The organism is Mycobacterium sp. SVM_VP21 (assembly GCA_024758765.1).
In the GTDB taxonomy this organism is placed as follows: Bacteria; Actinomycetota; Actinomycetes; order Mycobacteriales; family Mycobacteriaceae; genus Mycobacterium; species Mycobacterium heraklionense_C.
The window spans coordinates 2,831,029-2,845,863 of record CP101406.1 but is presented as its reverse complement, the minus strand read 5'-3'; the positions used below and the strand labels follow the sequence as shown (position 1 = coordinate 2,845,863).

Below are 14,835 nucleotides of genomic sequence, written 5' to 3'. Positions count from 1 at the left end.
ACAATCTCCTGAAGCTCTTTGGCTGGGGGGCGGGGCGCGCCTGCTGGTTATCGTCCGGGTCAATCAGACCGCGCCCGGTGCGGTATCCACCAGCAAGGATACCAATTCTGAGCAGGCTGTTTCCAATCGACTGTTGACCACGATGGCGTCGAAGTCTCCCTGCGCCGCCAACTCGGTGCGTGCGGTGGCCAATCGGCGTTCCATGACCTCTGCGGATTCGGTGCCGCGGCCGGCCAGTCTGGCCTGCAGTGTCTCCCAGTCCGGCGGGGCCAGAAACACCGTCACAGCCTCCGGAAGGGCCTTCTTGATGGCCCGGGCCCCGGCCAGGTCGACCTCGATCAGAACGGGCCGGCCGGAGCGGGTGGCGTCGACGACGGGCGCCGCCGGTGTACCTGAGCGCTGCAGGCCGCCATGAATGTCGGCCCACTCCAGCAGCTCATTTTTCTCGACCAGCCGGTCGAACTCGGCGGGCGAAACAAATCGGTAGTCGACGCCGTCCACCTCCCCGGGCCTGGGTGCCCGGGTAGTGGCCGACACACTGAAATACAGGTCCGGTACCCGCTCTCGCAGGCACCGGACCACACTCGACTTACCGACCGCGGATGGACCGGACAGCACTACAACGCGTCCCGCGTGCCCGCTGTCCGGTCCTCCACCGGTATTCACTGCCGGGTCAGGAGAAGTCGAACTTCTCCAGCAGCGCCTTGCGCTGCCGGTCGCCCAGGCCGCGCAGCCGGCGGGTGGGGGCGATCTCCAGCTCGGTCATGATCTCCTGCGCCTTGACCTTGCCGACCTTCGGCAACGCTTCCAGCAGCGCAGACACCTTCATCTTGCCAAGGACCTCGTCGGTCTCGGCGTCCTTGAGCACCTGCTTGAGATTGGTGCCGCCACGCTTCAGCCGGTCCTTGAGCTCCGCTCGGGCCCGACGCGCGGCCGCCGCCTTCTCCAACGCGGCGGCGCGCTGCTCGTCGGTCAACTGGGGAAGGGCCACGATTCCTCCGTCTCGTCATCATCGACAACGTCGATGTTTTCCTTGTCCCGGCCAGGTACTTCGGCCAGAGACGACGACCGTACCCACGCCGTCTGACGAAATCTAACCCCACCCCCCCGTTTCCGGCTACAAATGCCCAGCGTATGGGGTTTGGGCGCGGCGCCGTCCAACCCGAGTCGGCCGCGATCGGCCTGCCCTCCCCTGGTGAATCGCGATCCCCGGCTACACGACCCCAAAAACCGCTCTGACCTAGCCTTTTGCTCCTTCTCGTCGGCCGGATGGGATGCCGCGCCATGGGCACAGCAGGGGCGTCGGGGGATGTGACCGGACATTCATGCCATTGACTTCGCACCTCGCGGCGTGTCGGGCGTGTCGAGGGCGGCTGCGGCAACCCTGCGGCATCTCCATCGGGGATCGATCGCGACAACCGCCGGCACCTCAAGGAGGCGGGTGAGCACCATGTTCGGCCACCGTCAGGCGGGAGTTCGGCGCCGAGTTCGTCGTGCTCGTGCCGCGAGCACGCGGATTCGCACACGGAAACCCGGTGGCCCCCAACGCCTGGTATTTGTGCGCAAACGCCCTAGCGGCGCAGCCAGAAACAGAGATCTGGGAACTCGATGGACTGACAGCAACTATTAAGGGTGGTTTTACATTTGCAAGGTCGAAGCCGCGGGTTAGCCGCCTAATGTTCCGGCCAGGTGGGTGGTCCACCCGGGGGTGTTTATGGGGGGGTATGACTATGAACATTTCCGCTGAATACCGTTTCGGTAGAGAAAGTGGGAATTCATGATGATGACGACAGTCGGCCGTGCCGGCCGATGGGCTCTTGCGACGTCCGCGGTGTTGGCCCTCGGGGCTTTCGGGATCGGCGCGGCCAGCGCCGAGCCCAATGACGGAATCACCGGTGGCGCCGGCAACAACGGCGGGGTCAATGTCAACATGGGGCCCTTCGGCGGCGGAATGCATGCCGGCAATAACGGCGGCTTCAACTTCGGCCCTAACGGAATCGGCGCCGGCGGCGGACAGAACAACGGCGCCAACGTCAACATGGGGCCGTTCGGTGGCGGAATGAATGTCGGCAGAAACGGCGGCTTCAACTTCGGCCCTAACGGAATCGGCGCCGGCGGCGGACAGAACAACAGCGCCAACGTCAACATGGGGCCCTTCGGCGGCGGTTACCACGCCAACACCGGCGGGGGCGTCAACTTCGGCGGCCGGTAACGAGCAATCCAGGGCCTGCGTGGGCGCCCCAGCCAAGGCGCCCACGCAGGCCCTGTTGCGTTGACTCGGGCGACCGAGTCGGACCTAGATGAGTCCGACAGCTATCCCGCAGCGGCCAAATAGGCGACGCTGTCCCGCAGCCGCTCCGCCGCGGCACGCAGCGCACCTGCGTCCGGGCCGGCGCGCAGCACCTCCCGCGAGACCGCCGGCAGCAAAGTGCCCTGCGCGGCCCCTCCGAGCCCGGCAAGGGCCTCTGGGCGCCCTCCCTGGGCACCAATGCCCGGCACCAGCACAGGCCCGCCCAGCTCGCTCAGATCGGGCACCTCGCGCAGCGTGGCGCCCACCACGACCCCGATCGAGCCCAGTCCCACCGCAGCCCCGGCCCGATTGGCTTCCGCGGCCGCGTCGACGATCGCCTGCGCCACGGTGCGGCCGTCCGCGGCCTGGGCACGTTGCACGCTGGCGCCCTCCGGGTTGGAAGTGGCCGCCAACACGAACACTCCCCGCCGATGCTGCGCGGCGGTCTCCAGCAGCGGCTGCAGTGACCCGAAGCCCAAGTAGGGCGAGGCCGTCACCGCGTCGGCGGCCAACGGCGACTGCCCGGCCCAGGCGGCCGCATAGGCGGCCATGGTCGAGCCGATGTCGCCGCGCTTGGCGTCGGCCAGCACCAGCACACCGGCCTCGCGCAGCGCCGCGATGGTGCGCTCCAGCACAGCGAAGCCGGCCGACCCGTACGCCTCGAAGAACGCCACCTGCGGCTTGACGACGGCGAACCCGGCGAACGCCGTCACGCACGTCTCGCTGAACCGTGCCAGCCCGTGCGGCGTCGCAGGCAGGCCCCACGAGGCCAGCAGTTCGGGGTGCGGGTCGATGCCCAGGCACAGCGGCCCGCGGGCCGCCATCGCGTCGGCCAGGCGTGCGCCGAACCCCGGTGTCACTACTGCCCGCCGAGGGTGCTGTGCAGTTCCTGCAGGGAACGCACCCCGATATCGCCCCGGATGCCGGCCTCGATGCCCTGCACCGCCGCAGCCGCACCCTGGACGGTGGTGATGCACGGGATGTTCACGCTCACCGCTGCCGAACGGATCTCGTAGCCGTCCACCCGCGGACCGGAGTTGCCGTACGGGGTGTTGATCACCAGGTCCACCTCACCGGCCCGGATCGCGTCCACCGCGGACAGCGCCGGACGCTGCGGACTCGGCTCTTCGAAGTTCTTGCGCACCACATCGCAAGGAATGCCGTTACGGCGCAGCATTTCCGCGGTCCCCTCGGTGGCCAGAACCCGGAAGCCCAGGTCAGCAAGCCGTTTGACCGGAAACACCAGCGACCGTTTGTCGTGGTTGGCCACCGACACGAACACGGTGCCCTGCGCCGGCAGCGACCCGTAGGCGGCGGTCTGGCTCTTGGCGAACGCGGTGCCGAAATCACGGTCGATGCCCATCACCTCACCGGTGGACTTCATCTCCGGGCCGAGCAGCGAGTCGATGCCCGAGCCATCTGCGCGACGGAAGCGGTGGAACGGCAGCACCGCCTCCTTGACCGCAATGGGGGCGTTCGGGCCGACGGTGGCCCCGTCCCCCGAGGCGGCCAACAGGCCCTCCGACCGCAGCTCGGCGATCGTGGTGCCCAGCATGACGCGTGCACAGGCCTTCGCCAGCGGCACCGCGGTGGCCTTGGACACGAACGGGACGGTGCGGCTGGCCCGCGGATTGGCCTCCAGGACGTAGAGCACGTCGTCTTTGAGGGCGAACTGCACATTGAGCAGCCCCACCACCCCAACACCGTGAGCAATGGCCTCGGTGGCGCGTCGCACCTTTTCGATGTCGCTGCGCCCCAGCGTCACCGGCGGCAGCGCACACGCCGAGTCACCGGAGTGGATGCCGGCTTCTTCGATGTGCTCCATGATGCCGCCGATGTAGACCTCGGTGCCGTCGCACAGCGCATCGACGTCAATCTCGATGGCGTCTTCGAGGAACCGGTCGACCAGCACCGGATGCTCCGGCGACAGCTGAGTAGCCCGAGTGATGTAGCCGTGCAGGGTCTCTTCGTCGTAGACGATCTCCATGCCCCGCCCGCCCAGCACATACGAGGGACGCACCAGGACCGGGTAGCCGATATCGGCGGCGATCCGCTTGGCCTGCTCGAAGGTCGTCGCGGTGCCGTACCGCGGCGCCGGCAAACCAGCCGTGGTCAGCACGTCGCCGAACGCACCGCGGTCCTCGGCCAGATCGATGGCTTCCGGGCTGGTTCCGACGATCGGCACGCCGGCGTCGGCCAGCCGCTGGGCCAGCCGCAGCGGAGTCTGCCCACCCAGCTGCACGATCACGCCGACGACCCCGGGTCCGCCCTGCCCGGACTGTTGTTCGGCGTAGTACACCTCGAGCACGTCCTCGAACGTCAACGGTTCGAAGTACAGCCGGTCGGCGGTGTCGTAGTCGGTGGACACCGTCTCGGGGTTGCAGTTGATCATCACCGTCTCGAACCCGGCCTGACTCAAGGTGATCGCCGCATGCACGCAGCTGTAGTCGAACTCGATGCCCTGGCCGATCCGGTTGGGACCCGAACCCAGGATGAGCACCTTGGGTTTGACGTCCTGGGTCGCCACCTCGGTCTCGGCGGCGGGGTCGAGCTCGAAAGTGCTGTAGTGATACGGCGTCTTGGACTCGAATTCCGCGGCGCAGGTGTCGACGGTCTTGAACACCGGGTGAATGCCCAGCCGGTCCCGCAGCAGCCGCACCCCGTCCTCGCCGGCCAGCTCCGGTCGCAGCACGGCGATCTGATGATCCGACAGGCCGCTGTATTTGCACCGGCGCAGCAGGTCCGCGTCGAGCACTGGGGTGTCGACGACCTCGGTGCGCAGCGCCACCAGGCCGTTGATCTGCTCGACAAACCACGGGTCGACCCCGGAGGCCTCGGCGACGGCTTCCACGGTAGCGCCCAGCCGCAGCGCCAGCTCGATGTCGTAGAGCCGGCCCTCGGTGGGCGTGCGCAGCCGCTGCAGTGCGTCGTCGGCGGTACCTTCGGGGTCGGGTTTGGTCCAGAACCCGGCGCGGTCGGTCTCCAGTGAGCGCATCACCTTGCCGAGTGATTCGATGAAGTTGCGGCCCAACGACATCGCCTCGCCCACCGATTTCATGGTGGTGGTCAGTCGCGGGTCGGCGCCGGGGAACTTCTCGAACGCGAAGCGCGGCGCCTTGACCACCACGTAGTCCAGTGCCGGCTCGAAGCAGGCCGGGGTCTCTTTGGTGATGTCGTTGATGATCTCGTCGAGGGTGTAGCCGATCGCCAGCTTGGCCGCGATCTTGGCGATCGGGAAGCCGGTAGCCTTCGACGCCAGTGCGCTCGATCGCGAGACCCGCGGGTTCATCTCGATCACGATGAGCCGGCCGTCTTGCGGGTTGACCGCGAACTGGATGTTGCAGCCGCCGGTGTCCACCCCGACCTCGCGCAGGATCGCGATGCCCAGATCGCGCATCTTCTGGTATTCCCGGTCGGTCAGCGTCATGGCCGGGGCGACCGTGACCGAGTCGCCGGTGTGCACGCCCATCGGGTCGACGTTCTCGATCGAGCAGACCACGACGACGTTGTCGTTGCCGTCGCGCATCAACTCGAGCTCGAATTCCTTCCATCCGTAGATGGATTCCTCGATCAGGACGTTAGCCGTCGGGGAGGCGGCCAGGCCGTCGCCGGCCATCCGCGCGACCTCGTCGAGGCTGGCAGCCAGCCCGGATCCCAGGCCGCCCATGGTGAACGACGGCCGGACCACGACCGGCAGCCCGAGTTCTGCAACGGTCTCCTCAACCTCGGCCATGGTGTAGCAGACCCGGGAACGCGCCGACTCGCCACCGACCTTGGCGACGATGTCCTTGAACTGCTGGCGGTCCTCGCCGCGCTGGATCGCCTCGAAGTCGGCGCCGATCAGCTCAACCCCGTACCGCTCCAGCACCCCGTGCTCGTGCAGGGCCACCGCGGTGTTCAACGCGGTCTGCCCGCCCAGGGTGGCCAGCAGGGCGTCGACCTTGTTGCCGCGCTCGGCCTGCTGAGCGAGCACCTTCTCGACGAACTCCCAGGTAATGGGCTCGACGTAGGTGTTGTCGGCGTATTCGGGGTCGGTCATGATGGTGGCCGGATTGGAGTTGACCAGGCTCACCTGCAGGCCTTCGGCCTTGAGCACCCGGCAGGCCTGGGTTCCCGAATAGTCGAATTCACAGGCCTGTCCGATCACGATCGGCCCGGAGCCGATCACCAGGACATGGCGCAGGTCAGTACGGCGCGGCATTACTTCTCCCCTGCCATCAGGTCGACGAACTGGTCGAACAGGTATTCCGCGTCGTGCGGCCCCGCTGCGGCCTCCGGGTGGTACTGCACCGAGAACGCCCGGCCGTCGGCGAGCTTGACGCCCTCGACGACTCCGTCGTTGGCGCAGGTGTGGCTGACCACCGCCGGGCCGAAGTCGGTGTCAAAGCGTTGGCCGGCTTCGCCCTCCAGGGCGAAGCCGTGGTTCTGCGCGGTCACCGCCACCCGCCCGGTGGCGTGGTCGATCACCGGGATGTTGATGCCGCGGTGACCGAACGTCATCTTGTAGGTGTTCAGGCCCAGCGCCCGGCCCAGAATCTGGTTTCCGAAACAGATTCCGAACAGCGGGATTCCGGCGCCGAGCACCTCGCGGGTCAATGCCACCATCGCCTCCGCGGTGGCCGGGTCCCCGGGCCCGTTGGACAGGAACACCCCGTCTGGCTTCAGGTCGGCGATCGCCGCGAAGTCGACCGAAGACGGCAGCACGTGGCTGCGGATTCCGCGCCGCGAGAAGTTTCGCGGCGTGTTGGTCTTGATGCCTAGGTCCAGCGCGGCGATGGTGAACCGGTGTGCGCCATCGGGTTCCACCACGTATCCCGCGTCGGTGCTGACCTGGCCGGCGAGGTCGGCGCCAAGCATCGACGGCTGCTCGCGGACCCGGGTCACCAACTCATCCGACGATGCCAACGCGTCACCGGAGAACACCCCGGCCTTCATCGAGCCGTGACTGCGCAGGTGGCGCACGATGGTCCGGGTGTCGACCCCGGCGATACCGACGATGCCCTGACGGACCAGCTCGTCGCCCAGCGTGCCGGTGGCCCGCCAGTTCGATGCTCGCGGCGACGGGTCACGCACCACATAGCCCGCCACCCAGATCTTTTCGTCGCGGCTCTCCCCGTCCTCGCGGTTCCAGCCGGTGTTGCCGATCTGCGGTGCGGTGGCCACCACGATCTGCCGGTGATAACTGGGGTCGGTCAGGGTCTCCTGGTAGCCGGACATCCCGGTGGAGAACACCGCCTCGCCCAGGGTCTGTCCCACGGCCCCGAACGGTGTGCCGGTGAACGTCCGGCCGTCCTCGAGCACCAGCACCGCTCGCGAGTTCATCTGTCGTCTTCCTCTTCTTCTAACCAGCGGCTGTGCTCAGCGCGGTCGTCCGCGCGGAAGCCGGTGTCTATCTCGGTGCCCGACGGCAGTTGCCAGCGGATCGCCAGCACTCCGTCATGGCTGCGTGTCGGGATCGTGCGCCCGGCGATGCCGCGTTCGGTGCGGACCGCGATCACCGCGTCCGCAGGGATCCAGATCGGCCGGGCGCCGCTGCGCTGCACCATGATTCCCTCGGGGTAACGGGTCAGCACCGCCTTGGTGCGATAGCCGAGGTCGCCGACCACCACTCGGTCGTTCCACTTCGGGGCCAGCGTGCAACCGAGGTACTGTCCGCGAGTGGCGGCCACGGTGGGCGAGCCCACCGTGTCGGGCACCGTCGGCAACGTCCCGATCAGCGCGTCCTGCAGCTGGCCGCGGCGACGCCAACCGCGCATCATCAGCCGGATCACCACGCCGATCAGCACCACCAGCAGAAAAGCGAAGACCAGCGAGCCGATCAACGTGGGGGTGTTCATGCCGGGCTCTTCCCGTCCCGAGCGGTTATCCGGCCGCGCAGCAGAGTCGCGGTGACAGTCGCGGGCAGGGTCATCTCTTCGTACGGGGTGTTGTCCGAGCGGCTGGCCAGCTGGGCACCGGTGACCACCCAGGTCGTGTCGGGATCGACGACGGTCAGGTTCGCCGGCTCGCCCACCTCCAGTGGGCGACCCTGGTCGGGCAGACCGACGATCTGCGCCGGCCGCTCGCTCATCACCCGGGCCACGTCGCGCCAGGTCAGCAGGCCGGTCTGCACCATGGTGGCCACCACCACCGACAGTGCGGTCTGCAGGCCCAGCATCCCGGGCCGGGCCGCGGCGAATTCGCAGGTCTTCTCGTGTTCGGCGTGCGGGGCATGATCGGTGGCCACGCAGTCGATCACACCGTCGGCCAATGCCTGACGCAGCGCCTCGGTGTCGGAGGCCTCGCGCAGTGGCGGGTTGACCCGGTTCATTCCGTCGTAGTCGGCGAGCCGGCTGTCATCGAGCATCAGATGATGCGGGGTGACTTCAGCGGTCACCGAGATACCTTGAGCTTTAGCCCATTTGAGGAGCTCGACGGTTCCGGCCGTGGACGCATGGCAGATGTGCAGGCGGGCGCGGGCGTCGCGGGCCAGCAGGATGTCGCGGGCCACGATCGACTCTTCGGCGACGCGCGGCCAGCCGGCCAGGCCCAGCCGGGCGGCGTTGGGTCCCTCGTGGGCGACCGAGCCGACGGTCAGCCGAGGCTCCTCGGCGTGCTGGGCGATCAACACCCCCAGTCCGGTCGCGTACTCCAGCGCGCGTCTCATCACCAGCGGGTCGTCCACACAGACACCATCGTCGGAGAACATCCGAACACCGGCGGTACCGGCGGCCATCATGCCCATCTCGGTCAGCTGCGTGCCGCCCAGTCCGACCGTGACGGCGCCGACCGGGTGCACGTCGACCAGACCGATCTGCTGTCCGCGCTGCCAGACATGGTCGGTAACCACCGGAGAGTCGGCCACCGGATCGGTGTTGGCCATCGCGAACACCGCCGTGTAGCCACCCAGGGCCGCCGCCGCAGAGCCGGTTTCGATGTCCTCGGCGTATTCGCGCCCCGGTTCACGCAGATGGGTGTGCAGGTCGACGAAGCCCGGCAGCAACACCTGCCCGGGCGCGTCGATGACCTCGCAGTCGTCCGAAACGGACAGACCGGTACCGATCTGGGCGATCTGGCCGTCTTCCACCAGGACGTCAACCTGGTCGCCTTCGCCGTAGCACCGCACTCCGCGAATCAGCACGCTCACAGCGCTGCTTCCTCTCCAGCCGACCCAGCGCCCGACGCGGATTCGCTGCCCACCAGCAGATGGAACAGCACCGCCATGCGCACATGTACACCGTTGGAAACCTGTTGCAGCACCGCGGATTGCGACGAGTCAGCCACCGACGAGGAGATCTCCATACCGCGCAGCATCGGACCGGGGTGCAGCACTACCGCGTGGTCGGCGAGCATCGCCCGACGCTTCTCGCTCAATCCGTAGCGCACCGAGTACTCCCGCGTCGACGGGAAGAATCCGCCGGTCATGCGTTCGGCCTGTACCCGCAGCATCAGCACCGCATCGGCCGCGGGCAGCTCGGCGTCGAAGTCATGGGCGACCGTCACCGGCCAGTCGGCCACCCCGACCGGCAGCAGGGTCGGTGGGGCCACCAGCACTACCTCGGCACCCAGCGTCGCCAGCAGGCTCACGTTGGAGCGGGCCACCCGGCTGTGCACGATGTCGCCGACGATCACGACGCGGCGGCCCTCGATGCCGCCGAGGCGCTGGCGCACCGTGAGCGCGTCGAGCAACGCCTGGGTGGGGTGTTCGTGGGTGCCGTCACCGGCGTTGATCACCGCCGGGCCCCCGTCCTCGGCGGCACCGGTCCATTCGGAGAGCAGGTGCGCCGCGCCTGAGGACGGGTGCCGGATGATCAGCGCGTCGGCGCCGGCGGCCCGCAGCGTGAACGCGGTGTCGCGCAGCGACTCCCCTTTGTTGACTGAGGATCCCGACGCGGACACGTTGATCACGTCGGCGCTCATCCACTTGCCGGCCACCTCGAAGGAGACCCGGGTCCGGGTGGAGTTCTCGTAGAACATGGTGATCACGGTGCGCCCGCGCAGGGTGGGCAGCTTCTTGACCTCGCGCCCCACCAACGCCTGGGCGAAGCGGTCGGCGTCGTCGAGGATCGCGGTGGCCTCATCACGGCTCAAGTCGCCGGCTGCCAGCAGATGCCTGGTGCTCATCGGGTAATCACCACCTGGTCGCGACCGTCGTGTTCAGCCAGCAAGACGTGCACGCTTTCACCGCGGGCGGTCGGCACGTTCTTGCCGACGTAGTCGGCGCGCACCGGGAGTTCACGGTGACCGCGGTCCACCAGCACCGCCAACTGCACGATCCGGGGTCGGCCCACGTCGCGCAGTGCGTCCAGTGCGGCCCGCACCGATCGACCGGCGAAGAGCACGTCATCGACCAGGATCACGCAGGCGTCATCGATTCCGCCGGCCGGGATCGAGGTGGGTTCCAGGGGCCGCGGGGGCTGACGCATCAGGTCGTCGCGGTACAAGGTGATGTCCAAAGCGCCCCAGGCGACGCTGGAAGGCTGGCCACCGCAGAATTCGTTGATCTTGCCGGCCAGTCGCTGGGCCAGGGTGACGCCGCGGGTGGGAATACCCAACAGCACGACACGCGGGGCGTTAGCTCTATCGGGGTCGTCTAAAGCTGTCTTCTCGATGATCTGGTGTGCGATCCGAGAAACAGTGCGACCCACATCCGCCGAGGACATCAATTCCCGGTCGGTGCTGGAATTACCGGCAGCGCCCATGCGAAACCGCAGGACCTCCTTCTCCGCCTCGCGGGACGGATCGTTAAAGGATGTCGAACTGCCGCGTAGCCTAGCATCCGCCGCTTTTGCGATCGCCGCTAACCTGACCGGGTGAATCTCGACCCCAATCAGGCGCCGCTGCGCGAGTCCTGCGACACCGGGCTGCTCGCCGGCGTGGTGACGCTCGTCTGGCAGCGCGGCTCGGTGCTGCAGGTCAACGAGATCGGCCATCGCGATGTCGGCGCCGGCCTGCCGATGACCCGCGACACAGTCTTCCGGATCGCCTCCATGACCAAGCCGGTCACTATCGCCGCCGCGATGACCCTGGTGGACGAAGGACGGCTGCGGCTGGCCGACCCGATCGCGCACTGGTTGCCGGAGTTCGCCGCGCCACGGGTGCTGGTCGACCCCGACGGTTCGCTGGAGGCCACCACCGCGGCACGGCGCGCCATCACGGTCGACGACCTGATGACGCACCGCTGCGGCATCGGCTATGGATTCTCCGTACCCGGTCCGATCGCGCGGGAGTACCAGCGGCTGCCCTTCGGGCGCGGCCCCGAAGCCTGGCTGACGGCGCTGGCGGGGCTTCCCCTGGTGGATCAGCCCGGTGAGCGAGTCACCTACGGCCATGGCACCGACGTGTTGGGCGTGCTGATGTCGCGGATAGAGGGCAAGCCGCTGCCGCAGGTGATCGAGGAACGGATCCTGGGCCCGCTGGGGATGACCGACACCGGTTTCTGCGTCACCCCGCAGGCGCGCGGCCGCAGCGCCACCATGTACCGCGTCGACGGGGACACGCTGCGCGACGATGCGATGGGGCCGGTGCCGATCGCGATGCCGGCGTTTCCCAATGCCGGGGGCGGCTTGATGTCCACCGCCGACGACTACCTGGCATTCGTCCGCATGTTGTTGGCCGACGGGATGTTCGACGGCACCCGAGTGCTCTCGGCGGAATCGGCGCGGGCGATGCGCACCGATCAGCTCACCGACGACCAGAAACGGCACCCGTTCCTGGGGGCCCCGTTCTGGGTCGGGCGCGGCTTCGGGCTCAACCTGTCGGTGGTGACCGATCCGGCGAAGTCCCGGCCGCTGTTCGGGCCGGGCGGTGCGGGCGCGTTCGGCTGGCCGGGCGCCTACGGCACCTGGTGGCAGGCCGATCCCGCCGCGGACCTGATCCTGATCTATCTGGTCCAGAACTCTCCGACGCTGTCCACCGATATGGCCGTCGCAGTTGCCGGCAACACCTCGATCGCCAAACTGCGGGTGGCGCAGCCGAAGTTTGTCCGGCGGACCTACGCGGCCCTGGGTTTGTGAGTCCGGCCTAGCGGCAAGACCGTTGAGCATCAGGCCGGCATCGAGTGTGCGGTTTAGTAGGTCTGACCGCGGGCGATTTCGCCGACCAAACCGCACACTCGGTATGTTTCTGCGCTAGCGACTCTCCCCAGCGAGCCGCTGTCCCGCTAGCCGCGCCTTCTCGAGAGCAGCGTCCCGCATCTGTTCGCGTTCTTCGGCGGTCCAGCGCGTGGTCGGCTCGAAGACCAGGGTCTCGACGGAGTAGCCCAGCATGGTGAACACGTACTCCAGATACGGGCGTTGGAAGTCCTGCAGGTCGGCACGATCGCCGTCGTAGGCGCTGGAGCGGGTCAAGATGAGTTGCAACGGCTTGCCCTCCCCCAACGTGCCCACGTGTTCGCCGCGCTCGTTGACGGTGAAGCTGGCCATCGGCTGCACGATGACGTCGATCCAGGCCTTCAGCGCATGCGGCACATGCCAATTCCACATCGGCGACGACACCACCAACCGGTCGAATGACCGCACCCGCTCGATTTCGGCCAGCACGTCCGACCAGATCTGCTTCTGCTCGGGGGTTCGACGTTCGCCGTAGAGCGGAGCGAACTTGGCGAAGGCAGCGTCGCGCCCGAACACCAGCATCTCGTCGGTCCACACCGAGAACCGTTCGACGTCGCCGACCGCTGCCGCGGGCGCGGCGTCCAGGAAGGCCTGGGTCAGCGCCGATGACAGCGACTGCTCTTGCTTTGGGCTTGCCTCCACCCACAGGGTCTTCATGGTGTCCTTCGCGTCGGTCAGATCATCGAGATCGGTGAGATCTTCACGCCGGCTTCGAGCGCGCCCGACAGCTCGCGTGCCACGTCGTAGTCGAAGATTACGTGCCCGCAGATGACGTCGACATCGCGTTTGGCGCGCTGCATGGGGTTGGTCACGAACTGCGCACTGGCACCGGAGGCTTCGAGCAGATCGGCGATCACGGCGCGAGATTCGTGCACGACATAGGCGGCCGCTGCCCGGGCGTCGGCCCGAACGGGGCGACTGATCCGCTCCCGTGCGTCCACCGCGTCTTGAATCCGGCCGGCAGTGTCGTCGAGAAGCCCGCGCAGCGCACGCAGCCGGACCCGCGCATCGCCCAGGCGGATCTGGGCCGCTGGCTGATTCTTCTGCGCCGCACCGGAATACGCCAGCACCCGTTCGGTCAGACGCTCGGCGAACAAGTCGGCGACCCATTCGGCCGATCCAAGGGCGGGCATCGCGGCGACCAGGGCCAGCGCCGGGACCATCGGCCACCGGTACGCCGAGGCGTCATGCAGCTCGGCGCCGGGGGCGGTTCCGGAGTAGATGTCGAGGACCTTGACCAGCCGATGGGACGGGACGTGCACATTCTCGATCACGACATCGTTGGAGCCAGTGGCCCGCATGCCCGCGGTGTGCCAGACGTCCTCGATACGAATCTCGGCCGCCGGGAGCAGCACCAGCGCCGGGTAGGGCGCATCATCGGGTCCGCAGATCGCCCCGACCATGATCCAGTCGGCGTCGGCCACCCCGGTCGCCCACGACCAGCGCCCGGACAGCCGGATGCCATCACCGTCAGGCACGCCGCGCCCGGTCGGCGCCAACGGCGCCGGGCACAGCACCGGCCCGTCGGCGAACACCTCGTCTTGGACCTGCTCACCGAAGAGCGCCAGCATCCAGTTGTGCAACATGTAGAACCCGAGCGTCCAGGCACTCGACGCGCAGCCGTGCGCCATGCGCCGAATCGGGTCGAGGATCTCGGGAAACTCCGCCTGGCGCCCGCCATAGCGCGCCGGCAAGAGCAGGTCGGCCAGTCCGGACTTGCGGAAATCCTCGACGGTGTCCGCCGGCAGTCGGCGCAGCTCTTCGGCCGCCGCGGCGCGTTGTGCCAGTCGGGAGATGAATTCCTCGGGTACCACCGGTGCCGTCATGGTCGCCATGCCCGGACCGTACCATACCTTTTAGTATGGAGGTCAGTGTCGCAGCATGACGTCCAGGAACTGTTCCAGCCTGCTCGCCGCTCGGGAGCTCGGCGCCGAGACGGACAGATGCAGAAACCCGATTCCGGCGGCGAACGTTGCGTTGGCACGCATGTCGGCCTCATTCGCGTCGAAGCCGTCGTCGAGAAACGCCTGCCGAACCGCCTTGAGCACCCGCCGATCCGAGCTGCGTACCGCCGCGGCGACGCTGTCCTCCGACCGCGCCCATTCGCGCATGGCACGTTCGAGCATCCAATGGGAGGGCCCGACCAGGGCGGCCATCATGTGCGACAACCGCTCGCGCGGCGGCAGTTCCGACAGCACATCGAAGTCGCCACGGTCGGAGTCGCGCACTGCGGCAAAGGTGTCGACCAGCGCCTGCCGGTAGGTCTTCATGTCGGCGAAGTGCCAGTAGAAGCTGCCTTTAGTGACCCCGAGCCGCTTGCAGAGCCGGTCGATGGTCAGCGCCTTGACGCCGTCTTCGGCCAGGATCTCGAAGCCGGCCTGCACCCAGTCCTGCACGGACAGCCGGGGATTGCCACCCGACCCGCCAACTGCGTCCGACGTGGCCATGCCGAGT

At 67.9% G+C, this 14,835-nt stretch carries 14 protein-coding genes; 2 read left to right on the top strand and 12 right to left on the bottom strand.

The window, feature by feature from the left end; all coding sequences use genetic code 11:
- Window positions 1-63: 63 nt before the first annotated feature.
- Together gmk and mihF are read right to left on the bottom strand one after the other, a co-directional pair.
- Complete coding sequence (gmk, locus tag NM962_13140) at window positions 64-666, bottom strand: guanylate kinase (protein ID UVO10960.1); 603 nt, start codon at window positions 664-666, stop codon at window positions 64-66.
- Window positions 667-673: 7 nt separating this feature from the next.
- Window positions 674-991 carry an integration host factor MihF gene (gene mihF / locus NM962_13135; protein UVO10959.1) on the bottom strand — a complete coding sequence of 106 codons (318 nt, stop codon included), beginning with the start codon at window positions 989-991 and terminating at the stop codon, window positions 674-676.
- Between the two features lie 786 nt (window positions 992-1,777).
- On the opposite strand from mihF, the gene NM962_13130 reads away from it, so the two are divergent.
- Entirely contained in the window at window positions 1,778-2,212 is a 435-nt protein-coding gene (locus NM962_13130) for a hypothetical protein (protein UVO10958.1), read from the top strand.
- Window positions 2,213-2,313: 101 nt separating this feature from the next.
- Here the strand turns inward: NM962_13130 and pyrF are convergent, their stop codons facing one another.
- From pyrF to pyrR, 7 genes are read right to left on the bottom strand one after another with little or no spacing between them, the layout of a single operon-like run.
- Complete coding sequence (pyrF, locus tag NM962_13125; GenBank protein ID UVO14712.1) at window positions 2,314-3,114, bottom strand: orotidine-5'-phosphate decarboxylase; 801 nt, start codon at window positions 3,112-3,114, stop codon at window positions 2,314-2,316.
- Between the two features lie 35 nt (window positions 3,115-3,149).
- Window positions 3,150-6,491 (bottom strand): carbamoyl-phosphate synthase large subunit, encoded by a 3,342-nt coding sequence (gene carB, locus NM962_13120; GenBank protein UVO10957.1) that lies wholly within the window; start codon window positions 6,489-6,491, stop codon window positions 3,150-3,152.
- The gene (gene carA / locus NM962_13115) at window positions 6,491-7,612 is read right to left on the bottom strand and encodes a glutamine-hydrolyzing carbamoyl-phosphate synthase small subunit (GenBank protein ID UVO10956.1); all 1,122 of its coding nucleotides are present in this window, start codon (window positions 7,610-7,612) and stop codon (window positions 6,491-6,493) included. Before carA ends, carB begins: the two co-directional genes overlap by 1 nt.
- Window positions 7,609-8,127: a transporter gene (locus NM962_13110; GenBank protein UVO10955.1), complete on the bottom strand. Its 519-nt coding sequence runs from the start codon at window positions 8,125-8,127 to the stop codon at window positions 7,609-7,611. Before NM962_13110 ends, carA begins: the two co-directional genes overlap by 4 nt.
- Complete coding sequence (locus NM962_13105; GenBank protein ID UVO10954.1) at window positions 8,124-9,416, bottom strand: dihydroorotase; 1,293 nt, start codon at window positions 9,414-9,416, stop codon at window positions 8,124-8,126. The genes NM962_13110 and NM962_13105 overlap by 4 nt, the downstream gene beginning before the upstream one ends.
- Complete coding sequence (locus tag NM962_13100) at window positions 9,413-10,393, bottom strand: aspartate carbamoyltransferase catalytic subunit (GenBank protein ID UVO10953.1); 981 nt, start codon at window positions 10,391-10,393, stop codon at window positions 9,413-9,415. Before NM962_13100 ends, NM962_13105 begins: the two co-directional genes overlap by 4 nt.
- Window positions 10,390-10,971, bottom strand: a complete 582-nt coding sequence (gene pyrR / locus NM962_13095; protein UVO10952.1) for a bifunctional pyr operon transcriptional regulator/uracil phosphoribosyltransferase PyrR — start codon at window positions 10,969-10,971, stop codon at window positions 10,390-10,392. Before pyrR ends, NM962_13100 begins: the two co-directional genes overlap by 4 nt.
- Window positions 10,972-11,082: 111 nt before the next feature.
- Between pyrR and NM962_13090 the strand changes: the two genes are divergently transcribed.
- Window positions 11,083-12,285 carry a beta-lactamase family protein gene (locus NM962_13090; GenBank protein ID UVO10951.1) on the top strand — a complete coding sequence of 401 codons (1,203 nt, stop codon included), beginning with the start codon at window positions 11,083-11,085 and terminating at the stop codon, window positions 12,283-12,285.
- A 114-nt stretch (window positions 12,286-12,399) separates the two neighbouring features.
- On the opposite strand, the gene NM962_13085 is transcribed toward NM962_13090, so the two are convergent.
- From NM962_13085 to NM962_13075, 3 genes are read right to left on the bottom strand one after another with little or no spacing between them, the layout of a single operon-like run.
- Window positions 12,400-13,038 carry an NAD(P)H-dependent oxidoreductase gene (locus NM962_13085; GenBank protein UVO10950.1) on the bottom strand — a complete coding sequence of 213 codons (639 nt, stop codon included), beginning with the start codon at window positions 13,036-13,038 and terminating at the stop codon, window positions 12,400-12,402.
- Between the two features lie 17 nt (window positions 13,039-13,055).
- Complete coding sequence (locus tag NM962_13080; protein ID UVO14711.1) at window positions 13,056-14,207, bottom strand: acyl-CoA dehydrogenase; 1,152 nt, start codon at window positions 14,205-14,207, stop codon at window positions 13,056-13,058.
- Window positions 14,208-14,249: 42 nt separating this feature from the next.
- Entirely contained in the window at window positions 14,250-14,828 is a 579-nt protein-coding gene (locus NM962_13075; protein UVO10949.1) for a TetR/AcrR family transcriptional regulator, read from the bottom strand.
- Window positions 14,829-14,835: the final 7 nt, after the last annotated feature.

Excerpts from the sequence above, each read along its gene's own strand:
- NM962_13075 (UVO10949.1), bottom strand. The coding sequence starts at position 14,828 with ATGGCCACGTCGGACGCAGTTGGCGGGTCGGGTGGCAATCCCCGGCTG.
- pyrR (UVO10952.1), bottom strand. The coding sequence starts at position 10,971 with ATGGGCGCTGCCGGTAATTCCAGCACCGACCGGGAATTGATGTCCTCG.
- NM962_13100 (UVO10953.1), bottom strand. The coding sequence starts at position 10,393 with ATGAGCACCAGGCATCTGCTGGCAGCCGGCGACTTGAGCCGTGATGAG.
- carB (UVO10957.1), bottom strand. The coding sequence starts at position 6,491 with ATGCCGCGCCGTACTGACCTGCGCCATGTCCTGGTGATCGGCTCCGGG.
- NM962_13110 (UVO10955.1), bottom strand. The coding sequence starts at position 8,127 with ATGAACACCCCCACGTTGATCGGCTCGCTGGTCTTCGCTTTTCTGCTG.
- pyrF (UVO14712.1), bottom strand. The coding sequence starts at position 3,114 with ATGGCGGCCCGCGGGCCGCTGTGCCTGGGCATCGACCCGCACCCCGAA.
- NM962_13085 (UVO10950.1), bottom strand. The coding sequence starts at position 13,038 with ATGAAGACCCTGTGGGTGGAGGCAAGCCCAAAGCAAGAGCAGTCGCTG.
- NM962_13130 (UVO10958.1), top strand. The coding sequence starts at position 1,778 with ATGATGATGACGACAGTCGGCCGTGCCGGCCGATGGGCTCTTGCGACG.
- NM962_13080 (UVO14711.1), bottom strand. The coding sequence starts at position 14,207 with ATGACGGCACCGGTGGTACCCGAGGAATTCATCTCCCGACTGGCACAA.
- carA (UVO10956.1), bottom strand. The coding sequence starts at position 7,612 with ATGAACTCGCGAGCGGTGCTGGTGCTCGAGGACGGCCGGACGTTCACC.